20 protein-coding genes are annotated in these 20,416 nt (G+C 54.3%); 7 read left to right on the top strand and 13 right to left on the bottom strand.

Annotation, left to right across the window (positions count from 1 at the left end):
* Positions 1-32: 32 nt before the first annotated feature.
* The 3 genes from sbcD to QVF11_RS02110 all read left to right on the top strand — a co-directional run bounded on the left by sbcD (position 33) and on the right by QVF11_RS02110 (position 4,998).
* Complete coding sequence (gene sbcD / locus QVF11_RS02120) at positions 33-1,235, top strand: exonuclease subunit SbcD (RefSeq protein ID WP_287855113.1); 1,203 nt, start codon at positions 33-35, stop codon at positions 1,233-1,235.
* Positions 1,232-4,366 (top strand): exonuclease subunit SbcC, encoded by a 3,135-nt coding sequence (gene sbcC, locus QVF11_RS02115; RefSeq protein WP_287855112.1) that lies wholly within the window; start codon positions 1,232-1,234, stop codon positions 4,364-4,366. Before sbcD ends, sbcC begins: the two co-directional genes overlap by 4 nt.
* A gap of 269 nt (positions 4,367-4,635) precedes the next feature.
* Positions 4,636-4,998 carry an NUDIX hydrolase gene (locus QVF11_RS02110; protein ID WP_112214099.1) on the top strand — a complete coding sequence of 121 codons (363 nt, stop codon included), beginning with the start codon at positions 4,636-4,638 and terminating at the stop codon, positions 4,996-4,998.
* 48 nt (positions 4,999-5,046) lie between these two features.
* Here the strand turns inward: QVF11_RS02110 and mak are convergent, their stop codons facing one another.
* Positions 5,047-5,952 carry a fructokinase gene (mak, locus tag QVF11_RS02105; protein WP_185930763.1) on the bottom strand — a complete coding sequence of 302 codons (906 nt, stop codon included), beginning with the start codon at positions 5,950-5,952 and terminating at the stop codon, positions 5,047-5,049.
* Between the two features lie 91 nt (positions 5,953-6,043).
* On the opposite strand from mak, the gene rdgC reads away from it, so the two are divergent.
* The gene (gene rdgC, locus QVF11_RS02100) at positions 6,044-6,955 is read left to right on the top strand and encodes a recombination-associated protein RdgC (protein ID WP_287855111.1); all 912 of its coding nucleotides are present in this window, start codon (positions 6,044-6,046) and stop codon (positions 6,953-6,955) included.
* Between the two features lie 42 nt (positions 6,956-6,997).
* On the opposite strand, the gene ppnP is transcribed toward rdgC, so the two are convergent.
* The 4 genes from ppnP to aroL form a co-directional block, all read right to left on the bottom strand.
* Positions 6,998-7,282 carry a pyrimidine/purine nucleoside phosphorylase gene (ppnP, locus tag QVF11_RS02095; RefSeq protein WP_112214097.1) on the bottom strand — a complete coding sequence of 95 codons (285 nt, stop codon included), beginning with the start codon at positions 7,280-7,282 and terminating at the stop codon, positions 6,998-7,000.
* A gap of 87 nt (positions 7,283-7,369) precedes the next feature.
* Positions 7,370-8,050 carry an AroM family protein gene (locus QVF11_RS02090; RefSeq protein ID WP_287855110.1) on the bottom strand — a complete coding sequence of 227 codons (681 nt, stop codon included), beginning with the start codon at positions 8,048-8,050 and terminating at the stop codon, positions 7,370-7,372.
* Positions 8,051-8,305: 255 nt separating this feature from the next.
* A complete protein-coding gene (locus tag QVF11_RS02085; RefSeq protein WP_112214096.1) occupies positions 8,306-8,497 on the bottom strand; it encodes a YaiA family protein in 192 nt (63 codons plus the stop codon).
* 71 nt (positions 8,498-8,568) lie between these two features.
* Complete coding sequence (gene aroL / locus QVF11_RS02080; RefSeq protein ID WP_112214095.1) at positions 8,569-9,096, bottom strand: shikimate kinase AroL; 528 nt, start codon at positions 9,094-9,096, stop codon at positions 8,569-8,571.
* 335 nt (positions 9,097-9,431) lie between these two features.
* On the opposite strand from aroL, the gene QVF11_RS02075 reads away from it, so the two are divergent.
* A complete protein-coding gene (locus QVF11_RS02075) occupies positions 9,432-10,130 on the top strand; it encodes a DUF2076 domain-containing protein (RefSeq protein WP_142512219.1) in 699 nt (232 codons plus the stop codon).
* On the opposite strand, the gene QVF11_RS02070 is transcribed toward QVF11_RS02075, so the two are convergent.
* A complete protein-coding gene (locus QVF11_RS02070) occupies positions 10,127-10,585 on the bottom strand; it encodes a YaiI/YqxD family protein (protein WP_287855109.1) in 459 nt (152 codons plus the stop codon). The two genes, QVF11_RS02075 and QVF11_RS02070, sit on opposite strands and share 4 nt — an antisense overlap.
* Before the next feature lie 159 nt (positions 10,586-10,744).
* On the opposite strand from QVF11_RS02070, the gene proC reads away from it, so the two are divergent.
* A complete protein-coding gene (proC, locus tag QVF11_RS02065; protein ID WP_112214092.1) occupies positions 10,745-11,554 on the top strand; it encodes a pyrroline-5-carboxylate reductase in 810 nt (269 codons plus the stop codon).
* Positions 11,555-11,601: 47 nt separating this feature from the next.
* On the opposite strand, the gene psiF is transcribed toward proC, so the two are convergent.
* The 7 genes from psiF to QVF11_RS02030 all read right to left on the bottom strand — a co-directional run bounded on the left by psiF (position 11,602) and on the right by QVF11_RS02030 (position 18,732).
* Positions 11,602-11,922: a phosphate starvation-inducible protein PsiF gene (gene psiF / locus QVF11_RS02060; RefSeq protein WP_110273810.1), complete on the bottom strand. Its 321-nt coding sequence runs from the start codon at positions 11,920-11,922 to the stop codon at positions 11,602-11,604.
* Between the two features lie 91 nt (positions 11,923-12,013).
* Positions 12,014-13,444, bottom strand: coding sequence for an alkaline phosphatase (phoA, locus tag QVF11_RS02055; protein WP_167492819.1), 1,431 nt, complete (start codon positions 13,442-13,444; stop codon positions 12,014-12,016).
* Positions 13,445-13,533: 89 nt separating this feature from the next.
* Complete coding sequence (gene iraP / locus QVF11_RS02050; RefSeq protein WP_110273811.1) at positions 13,534-13,794, bottom strand: anti-adapter protein IraP; 261 nt, start codon at positions 13,792-13,794, stop codon at positions 13,534-13,536.
* Between the two features lie 229 nt (positions 13,795-14,023).
* On the bottom strand, positions 14,024-15,016 hold the full coding sequence (gene idnR / locus QVF11_RS02045) for a DNA-binding transcriptional regulator IdnR (protein ID WP_142512222.1): 993 nt from the start codon (positions 15,014-15,016) through the stop codon (positions 14,024-14,026).
* A 66-nt stretch (positions 15,017-15,082) separates the two neighbouring features.
* The gene (locus QVF11_RS02040) at positions 15,083-16,372 is read right to left on the bottom strand and encodes an MFS transporter (protein WP_112214089.1); all 1,290 of its coding nucleotides are present in this window, start codon (positions 16,370-16,372) and stop codon (positions 15,083-15,085) included.
* 218 nt (positions 16,373-16,590) lie between these two features.
* The gene (idnO, locus tag QVF11_RS02035) at positions 16,591-17,355 is read right to left on the bottom strand and encodes a gluconate 5-dehydrogenase (protein ID WP_061155606.1); all 765 of its coding nucleotides are present in this window, start codon (positions 17,353-17,355) and stop codon (positions 16,591-16,593) included.
* Between the two features lie 177 nt (positions 17,356-17,532).
* Positions 17,533-18,732, bottom strand: coding sequence for a multidrug efflux MFS transporter (locus tag QVF11_RS02030; RefSeq protein ID WP_112214086.1), 1,200 nt, complete (start codon positions 18,730-18,732; stop codon positions 17,533-17,535).
* Between the two features lie 335 nt (positions 18,733-19,067).
* Between QVF11_RS02030 and ddlA the strand changes: the two genes are divergently transcribed.
* Positions 19,068-20,165: a D-alanine--D-alanine ligase gene (gene ddlA, locus QVF11_RS02025; RefSeq protein ID WP_287855105.1), complete on the top strand. Its 1,098-nt coding sequence runs from the start codon at positions 19,068-19,070 to the stop codon at positions 20,163-20,165.
* Positions 20,166-20,416: the final 251 nt, after the last annotated feature.

Below are 20,416 nucleotides of genomic sequence, written 5' to 3'. Positions count from 1 at the left end.
GCCGCTTACGCTTTTTTCGCTACGGGACCACTATGCGCATCCTTCACACTTCTGACTGGCACCTTGGGCAAAATTTTTACAGCAAAAGCCGCGCCGCTGAGCATCAGGCGTTTCTCGACTGGCTGCTGACCAGCGCCCAGGAGCATGAGGTTGATGCCATTATTGTCGCGGGCGATATTTTTGATACCGGCTCCCCGCCGAGCTACGCGCGTGAGCTGTATAACCGCTTTGTCGTTCAGCTACAGCAGACCGACTGCCAACTGGTAGTACTGGCGGGAAACCACGATTCGGTGGCGACCCTCAATGAATCGCGGGATATTCTCGCCTTCCTGAAAACCACGGTAGTCGCCAATGCCGGTCACGCCCCTTTTATTCTGCCCTTGCGTGATGGTTCAGCGGGGGCGATTTTTTGCCCTGTGCCGTTCCTGCGCCCGCGCGAGCTGGTCACCAGCCAGGCCGGTCACTCCAGCGGCGAAAAGCAACAGCAGCTTCTCAGCGCCATCAGCGACTACTATCAGCAGCAGTACCAGCAGGCCTGCGAACTGCGTGGCGACCAGCCGCTGCCGATTATCGCCAGCGGTCATTTGACCACCGTCGGCGCCAGCAAAAGCGACGCGGTTCGCGAAATCTATATCGGCACCCTCGATGCCTTTCCGGCAAGCCACTTTCCCCCTGCCGATTACATCGCGCTTGGCCATATTCACCGGGCGCAAGTGGTGGGTGGCTGCGAGCATATTCGCTACAGCGGATCGCCCATCCCGCTGAGCTTTGACGAAACCGGGAAAAACAAAAGCGTCAACCTGGTGACCTTTAGCAATGGTCGTCTGACGGACGTCACGCCGCTCATCGTCCCCATTACCCAGCCGCTGGCAGTATTAAAGGGCGATTTCGCCAGCATCAGCGAGCAGTTGAATCAGTGGCAAGATAATAGCCAGCAACCCGCCGTCTGGCTGGATATTGAAATCACCAGCGACGAGTATTTACATGATATTCAACGCAAAATCCAGGCACAGACCGAAACTCTACCGGTAGAAGTGCTGCTGGTACGCCGCAGCCGTGCCCAGCGCGAGCGCATACTGGCGGGAGAACGGCGGGAAACGCTCAGCGAACTGCAGGTCGAGGACGTATTCGCCCGTCGTCTGGCGCTGGAAACCCTGGAAGAGGCGCAGCAGCAGCGTCTGGAACAACTGTTTAATGAAACGCTGCACAGTCTGAACGGTGAGGATCGCCTGTGAAAATCCTGAGCTTACGTCTGAAAAACCTCAACTCGCTCAAAGGCGAGTGGAAAATCGATTTCACCGCCGAGCCGTTCGCCAGCAACGGGCTGTTCGCCATTACCGGGCCGACCGGTGCCGGAAAAACCACCCTGCTCGACGCCATCTGTCTCGCGCTGTATCACGAAACCCCGCGTCTGAGCAGCGTATCGCAGTCGCAGAACGATCTGATGACCCGCGACACCGCCGAATGTCTGGCAGAAGTGGAGTTCGAGGTCAAAGACATCGCCTACCGCGCCTTCTGGAGCCAGAACCGGGCAAGAAACCAGCCGGATGGTAATCTACAGGCCCCGCGCGTCGAGCTGGCGCGCTGCGACGACGGCAAAATCCTCGCCGATAAGGTCAAAGATAAGCTGGAAATGACCGCCACCCTCACCGGGCTGGATTATGGTCGCTTCACCCGCTCAATGCTGCTGTCGCAGGGGCAGTTCGCCGCCTTCCTCAACGCCAAACCCAAAGAGCGCGCCGAGCTGCTGGAAGAGCTAACCGGTACCGAAATTTACGGTCAGATTTCAGCCCAGGTCTTTGAAAAGCATAAGCTTGCCCGCATCGAGCTGGAAAAACTTCAGGCCCAGGCTTCCGGCGTCCTGCTGCTGAGTGACGAGCAGCAGCAGGCGCTCCAGCAAAGTTTGCAAGTACTTACTGATGAAGAAAAACAGCAGGTTAGCGAGCAAACCAGTCTGCAAAACGCCCGTCAATGGCTGATGCGTCGTGAAGAGCTGACGACAGAAAATCTGAAGGCCCAGGCCACGCTGCGCGAGGCGCAGTCTGCGCTCGAACAGGCGCAGCCGCAGCTGACCGCACTGCTCAATGCGCAGCCCGCCGAACACTTGCGCCCGCATTGGACGCGCCAGCAGGAACAAGCCACCGCGCTGGCGCAAACCCGCCACCAGAGAGAAGAAGTAAATACTCGCTTACATGAACGGCTACGGCTGCGGGCAGGCATTCGTCTCGCCGCCCAGCAGCAGTCAGAGCGCCTGCGCGGCCAACAGCACACGCTATCCGCATGGCTAAAAGAGCACGACCGCTATCAGCAGTGGGGAAATGCGCTGGCGGGCTGGCGGGCAGCGTTTCAACAGCAGGCCCGCGATGCGCAGCAGCAATCCACCCTGCAACAGCGCCTGACGGAAACGACCCGCAGGCTGGCTGAACTCCCCTCAGCCATGCTAACGCTGGATGCCGAACAAGTGGCCCTCGAGTTGACGCAGCACACAAAGGCCCGGCCTCTGCGTCAGCAGCTTTCTTCTCTCTATAGCCAGCTACAACCGCTCAGCCAACGATTATTACAGCTAAATGCCGCCGAACAGGCCAGCAAACAGGAACAGGAAAAGCTGGAAGCGACTCTGGCTCAGCGCCGACAGGCCTATAAAGAGAAGAATCAGCAGTTCAGCGATGTGAAAGCCCTGTGTGAAATGGAGGCGCGGATTGCCGGACTTGAGGCCGATCGCGCCCGTCTCCAGCCCGGCTCACCGTGCCCGCTCTGCGGTTCCGAACAGCATCCGGCTATCGCCGAGTATCAGGCGCTGGTTCCCGGCGTTAACCAGGCGCGTCGTGATGCGCTAGAGCGCGAAGTTAAACAACTAGCAGAGGCCGGGGCACAGGTTCGCGGCGAGCTGGATGCACTGCTTAAACAGCAGCAAAAAGAGACCGCCGAGAAAACATCCCTTCTCCAACAGGAGCAAGCGCTCACATCACAATGGCAGGCGACGATCGCCGGATTAAATATCGACCTGAAGCCGAAGGATGATATTCCCGGCTGGCTGGATGCGCAGCAAGAGCATGAACAGCGGCTATATCAGCACCAACAACGCTTGAACTGGCAGGCCCAGCAGCAGGAGTGCCAGCAGCAGCTGCAACAGCTTCAGCAAGAACAAGAGCAGCGCAGCGTCGCACTGGCGGCTGAGCTGAGCGCGTTTGCTCTGAGCTTACCCGCCCCGGACCAGGCCACGAACTGGTTAGCGCTGCGGGAAGAAGAGACCCGCAGCTGGCAAAACAAACAGAACGAAGCCACGGCTATTCAGGAGCAGCTCCAGCAGTTGACGCCGCTACTGGAAGCACTACCGGAAACCGAGCAACAAGCCGAGCCCGCGCCGCTGGAAGGCTGGCGTCAGGTGCATGACGACTGCCTGGCGCTTCAGAGCCAGTGGCAAACGCTGGGGCAGCAGGAAAATCAGCAACAAACTCAGCTAACGGAGACCGAAAAACAGTTCAGCGCCGCGCTGGCCGCCAGCCCGTTCGCCGACCAGCAGGCATTCCTTGCCGCACTGCTGGATGAAGAGACGCGCCTGCGCCTCGAACGGCTGAAGCAGACGCTGGAGAGCACGCTACAGCAGAATCAGGCGCTGGCGCTGCGTGCCCGCGAAACGCTGGATAGCCACAGTCAGCAACCGCCAGCAGAAACGGACATCAGCCAGCCGCTTGAGCAAGTACAGGAAAAACTCCAGCAACTGGCGTCGCGACTGCGCGAGAACAGTGCCCGTCAGGGCGAAATTCGCCAGCAACTGAAGCAGAATAGCGAAAACCAGCAGCGTCAGCAGTCGTTACACCAGCAGATGGAACGCGCGGCTCAGGAAGTGGAGGACTGGGCGTGGCTGAACTCGCTTATCGGCTCCAAAGAGGGCGATAAATTCCGTAAATTCGCCCAGGGGCTGACGCTGGATAATCTGGTATGGCTGGCCAACCATCAACTCAACCGCCTGCATGGTCGCTATCTGTTGCAACGTAAAGCCAGTGAGGCGCTGGAGCTGGAAGTGGTCGATACCTGGCAGGCGGATGCGGTGCGCGACACACGGACCCTTTCCGGCGGCGAGAGCTTCCTCGTCAGCCTCGCTCTGGCGCTGGCGCTGTCCGACCTGGTGAGCCATAAAACGCGAATCGACTCGCTGTTTCTTGATGAGGGTTTCGGTACGCTGGATAGCGAAACCCTTGATACCGCGCTGGATGCGCTGGATGCACTTAACGCCAGCGGCAAGATTATTGGCGTGATAAGCCACGTCGAGGCAATGAAAGAGCGTATCCCCGTACAAATTAAAGTGAAAAAAATCAACGGGCTGGGTTATAGCCGCCTGGATAAAACCTTCGCCGTCGAGTAGTTCTCCCCCATCAATATCCTCACAAAAGGCCCCTCCCTTCGGGGAGAGGCCGCATTTTGCCGTTCGGCGCATTACATGCAAACATTTCATTCACGATTAATCTTGATGTTACACGAAACTGCATGATAAGTTACCTAAAATCTCAACCATGACTGTTAATCATGCATTTCGTGCAAATTCGTGCATTAACAGTTTTGACTGACGGAAAGTGCCACAGGAAATGAAACCTTCAATAGCACTCCCTTTCACGCATCAATAAGGTCTTAAACATGAAAAGCTCTCTTATTTTGATCGCCGGCCCGGTACGCAGCGGCACCAATAATCGCCCGGAATTAATCGACGCTAACCTGAACAACATGGCGCAGGTTGCGCTAAGCGTTTACCAAAAAGGTCATATCCCCGTGGTTGGCGAATGGTTGGCTTTACCTGTTGCCAAAGCGGCAGGTTCAAAGGAAATTGGCGATCCGATTAGCGAGGAGTATCTCTATCCCGTCGCGCACCGTTTGATTAGCCGTTGTAACGCTATTTTGCGAATGCCGGGCCAATCCCGGGGGGCAGACCTGGATATTCAGGAAGGGAAAAAACTGGGGCTTACGATTTACTATGCTCTGGAAGAGATCCCGGATCTGTAAGCAACCAACATCCGTTGCGCAGCACCAACCGCGCAACGGGCTCATTATTTACAGCGGCCACAGCCAGGCCGCGCCTCGCACGCCGCTGGAATCACCATGCATCGCCTGGCGAATCGGCGTCTCACACTCGCCGCCGAAGACCCAGAGTTTCAGCAGATTCGGCAGCGTTTGATACAATCGCTCGATATTGCTCATCCCCCCGCCCAGCACAATGACATCCGGGTCGAGAATATTCACTACGTGAGCCAGCGACTTCGCCAGCCGCATTTCATAACGGCTCAGCGCCAGTTCAGCCAGCGGATCCTGCTCATCGACGCGCAGCATAATCTCGCGGCCTTTCAGCGGATTACCGCTCAATCGTTGATAATCGGTCGCAAAGCCGGTGCCGGAAATAAAGGTTTCGATACAGCCCTGCTTGCCGCAGTAGCACGGCACTTGCGCGCGATAGCGCAGTTCGTCTTCATCCATCCACGGCAGCGGATTGTGTCCCCACTCGCCCGCAGTACCGTTACCACCAATATGGGCACGCCCATTTAGCGCCACGCCGGAACCGCAACCGGTACCGATAATCACCGCAAATACCGTTTGCGCCCCGGCCGCCGCGCCGTCTACTGCTTCCGATACCGCCAGACAGTTGGCATCATTTGCCAGACGCACTTCGCGATTCAGGCGCTGACTGAGATCTTTATCAAACGGCTGGCCGTTGAGCCAGGTCGAGTTGGCATTTTTGACCACGCCGGTATAGGGTGAAATCGAGCCGGGGATCCCCATACCGACCGTGCCGCGCTGCCCCGTAGCCTGTTCAGCCATCTCCACCAACAAGGCAATCGTCTCTATAGTCTGCCGATAGTCGTCCCTCGGCGTGGGCAAACGGTGGCGAAATAGTTGCTCTCCCTGGTCACTCAGCGCGATGACTTCCGTTTTTGTTCCACCTAAATCAATCCCAATGCGCACTGTAAATTCCTCTCCCCGATTAACAATGCAAGCATAGCGACAATTCGCTATCATGCCCGCTGGATTTAACGACAAAGCCGTGGAAATTATCATGCTGTGGTTCAAAAATTTAATGGTTTATCGTCTCAGCCGCGACATTTCCTTGCGTGCCGAGGAGATGGAAAAACAGCTGGCCGAGCTGACATTTACCCCGTGTGGCAGCCAGGATATGGCCAAAACTGGTTGGGTTTCGCCGATGGGATCGCGCAGCGATGCGCTGACGCATACGGCAAATGGCCAGATAGTTATCTGCGCACGTAAAGAAGAAAAGATCCTGCCGTCGCCGGTGATCAAACAGGCGCTGGAAGCGAAGATCTTTAAGCTTGAAGCCGAGCAGGGCCGCAAGCTAAAGAAAACCGAGAAAGACTCGCTGAAAGACGAAGTGCTGCACTCTCTGCTGCCGCGCGCTTTCAGCCGTTTCAGCCAGACCATGATGTGGATCGATACCGTCAACGGGTTGATCATGGTGGACTGCGCCAGCGCCAAAAAAGCGGAAGATACGCTGGCGCTGCTGCGTAAAACCCTCGGCTCGCTGCCGGTCGTCCCGCTGGCGCTGGAAAACCCGATCGAGCTGACGCTCACCGAGTGGGTTCGTTCCGGTACCGTGGCTCAGGGCTTCCAGTTGCTGGATGAAGCCGAGCTGAAAGCAATGCTGGAAGATGGTGGCGTGATCCGCGCGAAGAAACAGGATCTGGTCAGCGACGAAATTGCCGTGCACATTGAAGCCGGTAAAGTGGTTACCAAACTGGCTCTCGACTGGCAGCAGCGTATTCAGTTCCTGATGTGCGATGATGGTTCGATTAAACGCCTGAAGTTCTGTGATGAGTTGCGCGATCAGAATGAAGATATTGACCGGGAAGATTTCGCTCAGCGCTTTGACGCGGACTTTATTCTGATGACCGGCGAACTGGCCGCGCTAATTCAGAATCTGGTGGAAGGATTAGGCGGCGAAGCGCAGCGTTAACCTCACTCATTCCTTCCTGCCTGAGCAGGAAGGATATTTGTCTTACAGATAGCGGCACAGATAGGAAGTTGGTTCAGCCACCTGCAAATTAAACTCGCTATTCCCCGGAACGTTGAATACTTCACCGGCAGCATACACTTTCCACTCGGTTTCACCCGGCAGAAGCACGTTCAGCGCGCCGCTAACCACGGTCATCTCTTCGGGCTGCCCGGTGCCAAAGGTATATTCCCCTTCCGCCATCACGCCCACGCTTGCACGACCAGTGCTGCTGCTGGTGAAGCCAATAGATTTTACTTTTCCGTCAAAGTATTCATTGCTTTGAAGCATAAACTCGCCCTTATGATCTTGTGTTGAAGGCACAATATAGGGGGCGCTCCTTGCCCCTGTCACGCAAAATTAACGCGTTGCATCAGGTTAGACTAATAGTTCTGCCGCCAGCCTTGATACCAGCACATTTGACAATAGAACCGGAATATCCAGCGCTTTTTGTAACACGTCACGATGCTGCTGGTGGTAGCACAGACAATCCAGCATCAGTACATCAGCCCCTTGCGCTATCAACTCCCTGGCCGCGGCCAGTAAATCATCTTTGCTACCGCTAACCGGATTGGAGATGGCATACAGTGGTGTATTTTCTAACACCCGCCATTTCTCCTGCTGTAGCGGCAAAATCTCTTCAACCGGAACAATCACCCCAACCTGGTGACCGTCAACAATGGATGCCACCAGCGGCGGGATGATCCTTTGCGGTTCGAGCAGGATCGCATTATTCGCCGCAAAGCCGCGAAAAGGATGGGTACTCATCAGTAAAATAAGATCGTAATGTTGTTTGTCGAGCATCGCGATAGCACTACGCAAATCCCGCTCTACCTTTTGCCGAGAGACCTGCGCAATTTGATTATCGCTCAGCAAGGTCAGTAACGTCTCTTCGCCGGATTCCACGGCATACTCCTGCATAACCTTTTCACGCGCCATTTTGCCAAGCAGGCTAATGTGGGTGATTTGATCTTCCCTGATATGCTCGGTTAAAAGCGGCAACATCTCCGCCACCGGTACTACCCCAATGGTCAAAATAGCCATCGATGCACTACTCATATCATGTACCTTTCCAGTACCGCTGTTTAAAAACAGGCTTCTATTAACAACATCTGCCCCATGGTGACTAAAAATCAACCGTCGAGAAGCGTAGCAGGTTAGCGCCGCTATAGAATGTAAAGATTCCAGAAGCGTTAAAAACGCTCCTGAAAATCCATAACTTAGGTAATCATTAGTACTGCTAATAGATTAAAAATGTGATAGATGCCCGGTAACGGGCCTTTTCAGAGCGAGTCCCGGACATTAATAGGGGAATTATGATTTGTCAGGATCTTCGTAGCGCTGTTTTGCATCTCGCGCTTCTTGTTCTGAGGGATGCTCGCTGATAAGCGAGTTGGGCGTGGGATGATCAGCGCGTAGTTCATACCATGTCACCGATTGACCTTCCGGCCCTTTTTCAACAGCAACGATACGCGCTTCTCTTGGATATGGAGGTTTGGTCGGCATAACGCTTCCTTTTTCTACTTTAAGAATTTTAAAGTATAGGCGCAGCCGATCCGTTTACCGTAAGCAAAATCTTAACTGCTGTAGGTCGCCCCGCAAACCGTCGCCATAATCTGCTCAACCACTTCATCCGGCGATACGGTCGCATCAATAATATGATGCGCGGCAGCACGATACAGCGCTTCTCTCTGCGCCAACACCTCACCCACTTCATCGCGGATGGGTTTCCCGGTCAGCGTCGGACGCTGCTCAGCTTTCGGATAGGCCTCCAGGCGGTCAATCAGTGCAGAAACCGAGGCTTCCAGATAAATCACGACGCCGTTCTCACGCATAAACTGACGGTTGTATTCACTAAGAATAATGCCGCCACCGGTGGCGATAATCGTCGCCGGCTTCGCGACTCTTTCCAGAGCCTGAGTTTCCAGCGCGCGAAAACGCTCCCAGCCTTCCTGCTGGACGATAGCCGCGACCGTGCGCTGCTCATGTTCCTGCAGCTCATGGTCCGTGTCAGCAAACTGGAAACTGCGAACTTGCGCCAGCGCGTGACCGATGGTTGTTTTACCGCAGCCGCGAGGCCCGACAAGAAAAATTAGCTGTGCCATTACCGAAGACCCCTTGGTTCCGCGTTTTGCGGATATAAAGAAAGCGAAAAGAGAAACAATGGTACCGCAAACTTACTCAATGACATCCGTAAAATAAACGTTACACACCATCTACAAACCCTTTCACCTTAGTATTTGAAAGGACTTTACATGTAAACTTATCATTGCATTTGGTGTTATGCCAGCTTTACTTTCCCGCAAAAGTTATTTTTTGTTCGCAGTCTGGCGTAAACAGTAACACATTTCTGCATAGCTTTACGCGGCAACATATTTACAACATGGTTCGTTCAGAGAGACTCTGACGCTCATTAATTAGTATGACTGAGGAATGTATTATGCAATCTGAAGAGCAACGCCTTATTGATGGACTGTTTTCCCGGCTGAAAGAGGCCGAGACCCGCAGCGCATCCCGCGATGCCAGCGCTGAAGAGCGGATTGCCCAGCACGTCAGCGAGCAGCCTTCCGCCCCCTACTATATGGCGCAAACTATCCTGATTCAGGAAGCGGCGATCAAACAGCTCAATGACCGCATTCAGGCGCTGGAAAGTCAGGTGACGCAGCTTCAGGCGGCGAAACCAAGCAGCGGCGGATTTCTCTCTGGACTGTTTGGTGGCGGCCAGTCTCGCGGCTCTGACCCGATTCCTGGCTCAGAGCAATACGGCCGACCGCAGGCTAACGCGCAGCCGCAGTACGCCCAGCAGGCGCAAAACTATGTTCCACAGGCGACGGCACGCAGCGGCGGGGGATTTATGGCAGGCGCGCTGCAAACGGCGGCAGGCGTTGCTGGCGGTGTGGTGCTCGGGAATATGCTGACGAATATGTTCAGCGGTTCGCACCCACAGGAGATCGTCAATATTATTGAAGACAAACCGCAGCCGGACCTTAGCCAGGCACAGGACACCAGCACGGCAGACGATACCTTCCGCCAGGATGATGGACAGTTCCTTGCCGATAACAGTGCTTATAATTCCGATTTCGACGCCGGTTTTGGCGACGATAGCGATTTCGGCAGCGACGACGATAGCTGGGTTTAATTCTGCTGTCGTTTGATCTCTAACAGCCATTTTTCCAGCGCGGCGGCAAACTGTTGTCGGTCGCGCTGGGATAAACTATCCGGGCCGCCGGTCTGTACGCCGCTGGCCCGCATCGTTTCCATAAAATCACGCATCGTCAGACGCTCGCGAATAGTTGCCTCGCTGTAACGCTCACCGCGCGGATTCAGCGCCGCGCCGCCCTTTTCCAGAACTTCAGCTGCCAGCGGGATATCCGCCGTAATAACCAGATCTCCCGGCTCGCATAAGCGCACTATTTCGTTATCCGCTACGTCAAAACCCTGGGCCACGCGCAGGGTGCGGATGAAACGCGACGGTGGAACGCGCAGCGGCTGATTAGCTACCAGCGTCGTTGAGATTTGCGCGCGCTCGGCGGCACGGAACAAAATATCTTTAATCACATTCGGACACGCGTCCGCATCAACCCAAATAGCCATTGCGGCTCCTGTCGACGAAAAAGAGAAACCGTATTGTTACCTGCTTTTGCCTTTCGTGAAAGCGACAAGTTGACTGCTCTCCGCCGTAAACGGCGAAGTCCCCGGAGGGCTATTTGATGATAAGCTAGAGAACTAACGACAAAACAAAGGGGATTGGTGATGGAGAAGAAAATCGGCTTTATCGGTTGCGGCAATATGGGCAAGGCCATCCTGGGCGGCCTGATCGCCAGCGGACAGGTTCAGCCGGGGCAAATCTGGGTCTACACCCCGTCGCCGGACAAAGTCGCGGCCCTGCACGACCAGTACGGCATTAATGCAGCACAAAGCGCGCAGGAAGTCGCCCAGGTGGCGGATATCGTTTTCGGCGCCGTAAAACCGGGAGTGATGGTCAAAGTGCTCAGCGACGTGGCCTCCAGCCTGAATAAAGACTCGCTGGTCGTTTCCATTGCCGCAGGCGTAACGCTCGACCAGCTGGCACGCGCGCTGGGCCATGACCGCAAAATAGTTCGCGCCATGCCCAATACGCCGTCTCTGGTCAATGCAGGCATGACCTCGGTCACTCCAAACGCGCTGGTCAGCCCCGAAGAAACAGCCGAAATCCTGACTATCTTCCGCTGTTTTGGCCAGGCAGAGCTGATCGCCGAGCAGATGATTCACCCGGTAGTTGGCGTCAGCGGCTCCGCTCCGGCCTACGTCTTTATGTTTATCGAAGCGATGGCCGATGCCGCGGTGCTCGGTGGAATGCCGCGTGCTCAGGCTTACAAATTTGCGGCACAGGCAGTGATGGGCTCCGCAAAAATGGTGCTCGAAAGCGGGGAGCATCCAGGTACGCTGAAGGATATGGTTTGCTCGCCTGGCGGCACCACAATTGAAGCCGTGCGCGTGCTGGAAGAGAAAGGTTTTCGCTCCGCCGTTATCGAAGCGATGGTCAAATGCATGGAAAAATCAGAGAAGCTGAGCCGCTCCTGATTTAAATGCCGAATAGCGGGTGAGGTTACCCCTCACCCGTTTGTTTCTTACACCTGTTTTTTCAGGCAGGCGCTCATAAATTTGCTGCGATCGTCCCCTTTCAGAGACTGCTGGGTCGCCTGAGCGTTGCACTCACGCATTTTTTGCTGCTGAGGCGTTAGCCCCTTGCCGTCTTGCGTGGTGGCATCTTTCTTCAGGCAGTTACTCATAAACGTCTTACGCTCATCCCCTTTCAACGACTTCGATGACGCCTCTTTATTACAGACGCTCATCTTCTGCTGCTGTGGGGTCAACTCTTTTTCCGCGGCACTCACCGCCGTCATAAATACCAGGCCAAAAAGTAGGGTCACAAGTAATGTTATTTTCATCGCACCATCCTTCTATGAGTGGATCTCTGTAAGTCTGGTCGCTGATGGAGAAAAAACCAGCCGGTAACGAAAATTCGCTACCGGCTGCGGGCTATTTCAGATTTAGTGCGGCTTTCATGGTGTAGAACAGATCAGTCTGATCGGTTAAACCGACCACGTTAGCGGCGTGCGGGCCATAGGCGGCGATACGCAGCTGGGTGCCAGTATGCTCCATCGATTCTTCTTCAGAGTTGCCATAGCTCATCACCATCACCGCACCATCTTTGGTGTTCAGCGCCTGCGTCAGGCCCGGAGCTTTGGTGTCTGCCGGAATAATCTGGCTGGAGTGTGCATGGTCGGCGGTAACGATGACCAGGGTATTGCCATCTTTTTTGGCGAATTCCAGCGCCTTCTGCACCGCTTCGTCCAGATCGACGGTTTCACCAATCTGACCGCACGGATTCGCCGCGTGGTCCTGTTTATCGATAGATGCGCCTTCCACCTGCAGGAAAAAGCCTTTTTCATTGCTGCTCAGCAGATCGATAGCTTTTTCCGTCATCTGCGCCAGCGTCGGTACCGAGGCATCACGTTTCGGGTTCGGGGTACAGGTCACCGCGGCTTTGTCGATATTGCCATGATAAGAGGCTTTCGGCCCCTCCCAGCGTACCGGCATATTGCCCTGAGAGAAGAGCCCCAACAGCGGCTTGTCCTGGTTCGCCTGGTTGATGGCGTTCAAAGAGCTGGCATCGGTGACAATCTGGTAGCCACGAGCGATTGCCTGATCGTGCAGCGTTTTACCCTGCCACTCGCCTGCCGTGGCGCTCTCAGCGAAGGTTTTCGCCCCGCCGCCCAGCGTCACGTCGGCGCGGGCATTCAGCAGTTGTTCGGTAATGGAACCTTTACCGCCCTTTTCCAGCGCGTTGCTGGCGCATTTTTCGCTGGTCACGCTTGGGCCATAGCATTTACGCGAAGTGACGTGCGCCACCAGCGCAGCCGGGGTCGCATCCTGTAGCTCCGCCGTTGAGACGTTACCGGTCGCTAAACCTGCTACTTTTGCCAACTCAAGGATGGTCTGATGATCTTTTTCATGGATATCGACGCCCAGCGCACCGTTGTAACTTTTCACACCCGTGGTCCAGGCCGTCGCGGAAGCGGCGGAGTCGGTAACATAATCCGGCTTGCCGGTTTTCTTATCCAGAGAATAATGGGTGTACTGGCCGGTCAGCGGCAGCGCGTCAATACCTTTAAAGAAACCGCCCGCCCCTTCAGCATAATTTCGCGCGGCGGTAATTTCAGAATCACCCATCCCGTCGCCAATCAGCAAAATAATATTTTTAGCCGGCTTGTTGATTAACGAAGCACGCAGCGCTTCGGTCTGATCACCGCTTAAACGACGCGCTCCGCCCGGCGTCGTGATATCGCCCTGAGCGGCACGATTTTCCAGAACCGGTGCGGGTATCGTTTCAGCATGAATAATCGGGGAGCCCAGCAGAGGTATCAGGGCAATAAACAGGGCGCTTAATTTCACTTTTATCGTCTCCATGTAAAAAATACTTTAAAAAACAAAACGAGGGAGACTTTATAAAAGCGATGTGACAGTAAAATGACAGCATCCATATCTTGTCACAGAGGCTAACTACGAGGATGCCGTAACAGCTTCTTTATATATTGCTGTAATAGCTGGGTGTCACGGTCATCGACCAGCGGACCAGGGCTTGCCTGCTCGATGGCCTGCTCAATATCGTTGATTAATGCCTGCTGGGCATCCTGCGCCATATGGCGCAACAGCGCGGTGACGACCACTTCCAGCGCCTCAACCTGGGCCGTTAACTCCTTTGCTTCCTCTTCCTTCTGCGCCAGTTTCACCAGTAGCTCAGCAATGAGATTCTTCACAATGCGTTATCCTTAATGTGAGGTCCGTAGGCTGCTATTTATGTCACACATCAGCCATCGGACACCAGTATTATTTTTAAAAATAACACCTCTTTCCATCTCATATTAAGCGAAACGTTTTGCTCATTACTTATTCAGACCATGGAATATACTCAGCAGCAATTAATAAGCCTCATAACCAAATTCATCAACGTAAGAATAAAATGGAATATTACTATTCCATCGATAACTATAACGTATCACCATAATATATCTGGTAGGCCAGATTAACGCTGTCCGGCGCGTCTTTACCTGCCAATCGGGCGATCAGTATTTCGCTTGCTGTTTTACCGATGTCATAACGTGGGGTAATGACGCTGGCTATTTTCTGTAAACGTGCGCGACCAATTTCTAGCCCATGAAAACCGGCTATGGCTATCTCTTTTGGTACCGCTTTGCCCTGTGACTGACATTCCAGTAATACCCCCACCGCCAGATCGTCATTGGTACAAAAAATGGCGTCGATATCCGGGCGCGACTGCTGCGTTTGCAGGAACATCTGCCGGCCAAGGGCGACCGAGGAGATGGTGCGCGGAGCCATGTGATACGCCTTCAGGCCATGAACCTCCAGCGCCAGCTCGGTGCCGCGAAAACGACTGAGGTCGCGAGGGTCGTCCATTGAACCAAAAAAGGCAATTGACCGTTTGCCGCTTTCGAGAAAGGCGTTAGTCATATCCCACGCCGCCTTTTCGTTATCGAACCCCACCTGAATATCAAGCTGCTGGCCGCCGAAGTCCATCAGTTCCGCAACTGGAATACCGCTGGCGCGTACATACTGAATCATGCGATCGCTATGCTGCTTGCCGGTCAGGATCAGGCCATCAATATTATAGGAGAGCAAATTGAGCACTTCGCGCTCTTCGCGCTGCGGGTCATATTCGTAGTTGGCGATCAGGGTCTGGTACTGGTGCGCGGAGGTTACCGATTCAATACCGGCCAACACATCGGCGAAAATCTGATTGCGAAAAGAGGGGATCAGCACGCCTATCGTTTTGCTGCGCGCATTGAGCAGAATTTCCGGTGCCCGATTAGGGATATAGTTGTTCTCTTCCATGACCTTTGAAATCAGCTCACGGCTGCGCTGGGAAACCTGGCTGGGGTCGCGTAAATAACGGCTCACCGTCATCTTATTCAGCCCTGCCAGGTTGGCGATATCCTGTAATGTCATCCGGTTGTTTTTCATCGGGTTCTCTGCAACAAACGACTTATGTACTCGCAGAGAACCTTACCACAGCAGCTACGGTTTATGTTAACCCGCGACCTTTTTTGCCGTGACCGATGACGAGGAAGGTTCGTTATTGGCACGCACGTTGTACATCAGCACCACCGAAGCCAACAGCGCGATCGCCATAAAGGTGTAAGAAACACCTGGCCCGCCCGTAATCCCATTCAAATAACCGACCAGCCACGCGCCGAGGAAAGCACCGAGCGCGCCGAAGCTGTTAATCAAGCCCATCGACACGCCGGAGACGTTACGCGGCAGCAGTTCCGGGATCAGCGCGAAGAAAGGACCGTAAGGCGCATACATACAGGCAGCAGCGATCACCAGCAGCGCATAGGAGAACCAGAACGCCTGGTCACCCACCATCCAGGAACCAAAGAAGGCGATAGCGGCAATCAGCAACAACGGCCAAATAAACAGCTTACGATTCTGGAACTTATCTGACAACCAGGAGACCGTCAGCATCAGACAGATCGCCGCCAGATACGGCACCGCCGCCAGCCAACCTACCGCTACAATATCCATCTGCGCGGCGTTTTTCAGAATCGACGGCATCCACATCATGAAACCGTATACGCCAATGCTCCACAACGCATGCACGGCGCACAGCATAATCACATTGCGCGAACGCAGCGCTTCACCATAGTTACGTACCGGCTTGATATTGCTCTGTTCGCTATCCATCGCCTTCTGCAGGGTCTCTTTTTCCTGCTCATTCAGCCAGGAGACCTCAGAGGGTTTATCGCGGACCAGGATCCACCAGCATATTGCCCACAACACCGCAGGAATACCTTCGATGATGAACATTTCACGCCAGCCCCAGGACTGAATCAGGTAGCCGGATACGATAGACATCCACAGCACGGTCACCGGGTTTCCGAGGATCAAGAAGGTATTGGCGCGCGAACGCTCGGTTTTGGTAAACCAGTTGCTGATGTAAATCAGCATCGCGGGCATCACCGCCGCCTCGACCACGCCAAGAGTAAAGCGAATCGCCATCAGCATCGGAATATTACTGACAAACCCGGTCGCAGCCGCGCAGAAGCCCCATAAAATAAGGCTAAAGAAAATCATTTTGCGCACGCTGCGTTTTACCGCATATATCGCACCGGGTACCTGGAAAAAGAAATAGCCGAGAAAAAAGAGTGCGCCAATCAGCGACGCGGTGCCTTTAGTAATGCCTAAATCACTTTCAATTCCCGCCGCAGCGGCAAAGCCATAATTCGCGCGGTCAAGGTACGCCAGACTATAGGTAATAAAAATAATCGGCATTAAATACCACCAGCGACGCGCTGGTAATTTCGCGAGCATTTGCATAAGCAATCCTCAGATAATGAATATCATCCACGAGTTTAATTATCTTTTCAGGCTCATGCTGTAAGTCTGCGCCTGAAAGTGACAAAACCTTATATACCCTAAATAATTCGAGTTGCAGGAAGGCGGCGACGCAGGGAGTCCCCAGGAGCTTACTCCAGTAAGTGACTGGGGTGAGCGAGGAAAGCCAACGCACTTGCAACTTGAAGTATGACGGGTATTTAAACGGCAGCAAGCATCCCGCCATCCACAAACAACAAATGGCCGTTAACGAAGTTTGCTGCTGGCGAAGCCAGATACACCGCCGCGCCAATCAACTCTTCCGGTTTTCCCCAGCGCGCTGCCGGGGTCCGCTGATATAGCCAGGCGGAAAACGCCTCGTCGTTCACCAGCGCGGTCGTCATTTCGGTAGCAAAATAGCCCGGCGCAATTCCGTTGACCTGAATATTATATTCTGCCAGCTCCACGCACATTCCTCGGGTCAGCATTTTAACTGCTCCTTTCGATGCGGCGTACGGAGTAATGGTTTTGCGACCTAATTCACTTTGCATTGAACAAATATTAATTATTTTTCCCGCACGGCGCGTCATCATATATTTCGCCACCTGCTGCGAGACAAGGAAAACGCCTTTCTGGTTAACTTCAATAACCCGATCCCATTCCTCTTCAGGGAATTCAGTGAAAGGGTAGCGGCGCTGGATCCCGGCGTTATTAATTAAAATATCAATTGCACCGAATTCCTCTTCGATACGGGCAATTGCCTGCTCAACCTCCGCCGCCTGAGTCACGTCAAACGCATAACCTACTGCGCGGTGGCCCTGAGCCACCAACGCCTGCGCCGCCTGGTCTGCCCGTTCCTGGGTACGGTCGTTAATGATTATCTCTGCGCCATACTCTGCAAGGCCACCGGCCAGTAGATTGCCAATCCCCTGAGCAGAACCGGTAATGAGCGCACGTTTCCCTGATAAATCGAATAAATTTCTCATAAAACCTCTTTTTCCATAACTGTTACGCGTAACTGTATACGCGTAACAGTTACAAATAGAAGGGGGTAAGAGGTGAAAATGATCGTTTTGTGATCGGTGATGCATTTATAGATGAGGAAGATCAAAAACCGGCATTGATGGAGTGACGTCAATACCGGTCGAAGAGAAAGAAAGGGCTCAGGCGGCGGTACGGCGACTACGACGCAGCATGATAGCCAGCTGCCAGATATTGATCAGCACAATAATCGCCGTAGCGATAAATACCCAACGGAAACCCGCCATCGCCGATACCGATGCGCCAATCAGCGGGCCGACAACGTTACCAAGATACATAAACGACTGGTTATAACCAAAAATACGCCCAGTGACGCTATCGCTACAGTACTTCAGCAACAGAGTTTGTACCGCAGGCAACATCGCCCCATCGGCAAAACCGAGCAGAAAGCGCAGCACGCCAAGCTGGAATGGGGTCGTGACGAATGACATGGCAAAGAACATGACGACTGCGCAGCACAGCGTTGCCAGCAGGATCCGCGAGGTGCCAATCCGGTCGCCAAGTTTGCCCAACTTCGGGGCGGAAATAAGCGCGGAGACGCCCGGTACGGCGGCGATCATCCCGGCAAGGAAGGCGATGTTATTGCTGTCCGGTGCCATCGACTTGATAAACAGGGCAAGAATCGGGCCGATTGATCCATTGCACAGCTGAATCACCAGGGTAGTGAAGAACAAGCTAATCACCAGCCCCGGATAGGGCAGCGAGGCAAACACCGCTTTACCGCTGAGCCTCTGTGCTTTGCTCACCGGCGGACGAGCGCCCTCTTTAATCAGGAACAACGTGACCAGGAAGCTCACCGTCAGCAGCGCGGCGGTGATGATAAATACCGCCCGCAGGCCTACATGGTCAGCAAGAAACCCACCGAGCAGCGGCCCGCCGATAACCCCGCTGATTTGCGCCGTCGAAAGCGTACTCAGCGCCCAACCGCTGCGCTCGCGCGGGACCTGAGAAGCGACCAACGCCATGGCGTTGGGAATATAGCCAGAAGTCAGCCCCATCACCGCGCGCAGGATAAACAGCTGCCAGACGTTAGTGGCAAACGCCTGTAATAAAATAGCGATAGCCATACCGAGCGAGGCGCGCAACAGCATCAGCTTGCGCCCTTTGCGGTCAGCAAGGCTCCCCCACATTGGCGAAACAATCGCCGACACCAGGAAAGTGACGCTGAAGGTCAAACCAGACCACATGGATAAGGCTTCGTGCGAGGTGACGCCAAGCTGGGACACGTACAGCGGTAAAAAGGGGAGAATTTGGCTGATAGCCAGTCCGGTAAAAAAACAGCCAAACCAGACGGAGATGAGATTAACCTTCCAGGATTCCATAACTACGCGTATTCATTAATTTTTTGGAAATTATTAACTAGCTTAGCAATTTCCCTCCTGCGAGGTAGTACCAGAGGTGCGCTGGCGCTGAGTTTGGTGTTTTATCTCACGTGAAAATGCTATAGCAAACAATAAAACAGTGAACCGCCTGACCGTCAGCAAGTTATTCTGGTAACCGGTTCTGAACACAACGACGGCATTTTCTGTTCAACCCGTAAACGCAGCCATTCGAACAGCTTTTAACCCCCAACTTTGCGGGTGAAAGATTCTGGCAGCCACACTGTCATTTCACATGCTATGTTATGCGCTTTGATGTAATCAGGATGGAAGTTGAAATGGCTAAGATGAGGGTTGGGATCGTTTTTGGCGGTAAATCGGCAGAGCATGAAGTGTCGTTACAGTCAGCGAAAAATATCGTGGAAGCGATTGATAAAACGCGCTTCGACGTGGTTCTGTTAGGGATTGATAAGCAGGGAATTTGGCATATCAACGATGCCAGCAACTATCTGCTCAATCCGCAGGACCCTGCCCACATTGCCCTGCGTCCATCCGATATTACGCTGGCGCAAATCCCGGGCCGTGATGCCCAGCAGCTGATTAACGCCGATAGCGGTCAGCCGCTGGCGGCCATCGATGTGATCTTCCCGATTGTCCACGGTACCCTCGGGGAAGATGGCTCCCTGCAAGGCATGCTGCGGATGGCGAATTTGCCTTTCGTCGGCTCCGACGTCCTCGGCTCCGCTGCCTGCATGGATAAAGACGTCACCAAACGCTTGTTGCGCGATGCCGGGCTGTCGATTGCGCCTTTTGTCACGCTGACTCGCGCCAACCGCAATCAGGTGAGCTTTGCCGATATACAGGCGAAACTGGGCCTGCCGCTGTTCGTCAAACCGGCGAACCAGGGCTCCTCAGTAGGCGTCAGCAAGGTGAACAGCGAAGAGCAGTATCAGCAGGCTGTCGCGCTGGCCTTTGAATTTGACCATAAAGTCGTGGTTGAGCAAGGGATTAAAGGGCGGGAGATCGAGTGCGCGGTGCTGGGTAACGATAGCCCACAAGCCAGCACCTGCGGCGAAATCGTCCTCAATAGCGAATTCTACGCCTATGACACCAAGTACATTGACGATCAGGGTGCGAAGGTGGTGGTTCCGGCGGCTATCGACAGCGACGTGAACGATAAAATTCGCGAGATCGCGGTTCGTGCTTACCAGACGCTGGGATGTAGCGGCATGGCGCGTGTTGATGTTTTCCTGACCGCCGATAACGACGTGGTGATTAACGAAATCAACACTCTGCCGGGCTTCACCAATATCAGTATGTATCCGAAACTGTGGCAGGCCAGCGGTCTGGACTACACCAGCCTGATTAGCCGCTTGATTGAGCTGGCGCTGGAACGTCATGCCGCCGATCGCGCGCTGAAAACATCAATGAATTAATCCGGGATAGCGGTTAACTTTGCCGGGCGGCGGCTAGCGCCTTGCCCGGCCTACGGGTTCACCATCGACTGCGGGCCGGTAGCCCGGATAAGGCGTTTACGCCGCAATCCGGGAAACAACTCGCAATGCACTTCTGATTATCTCCCCGGTCGCGACTAGCGCCTGCCCGGGCTACAGATTCACCGCCATCTACGGGCGGTAGCCCGGACAGATGCGCAGCATCGCCTCCGGGAAATCACATCCAACGCTGC

The sequence above is a fragment of the Klebsiella sp. genome (genome assembly GCF_027492335.1).
Classification (GTDB): domain Bacteria; phylum Pseudomonadota; class Gammaproteobacteria; order Enterobacterales; family Enterobacteriaceae; genus Klebsiella; species Klebsiella huaxiensis.
This window is presented reverse-complemented; position numbering and strand designations above follow the sequence as displayed.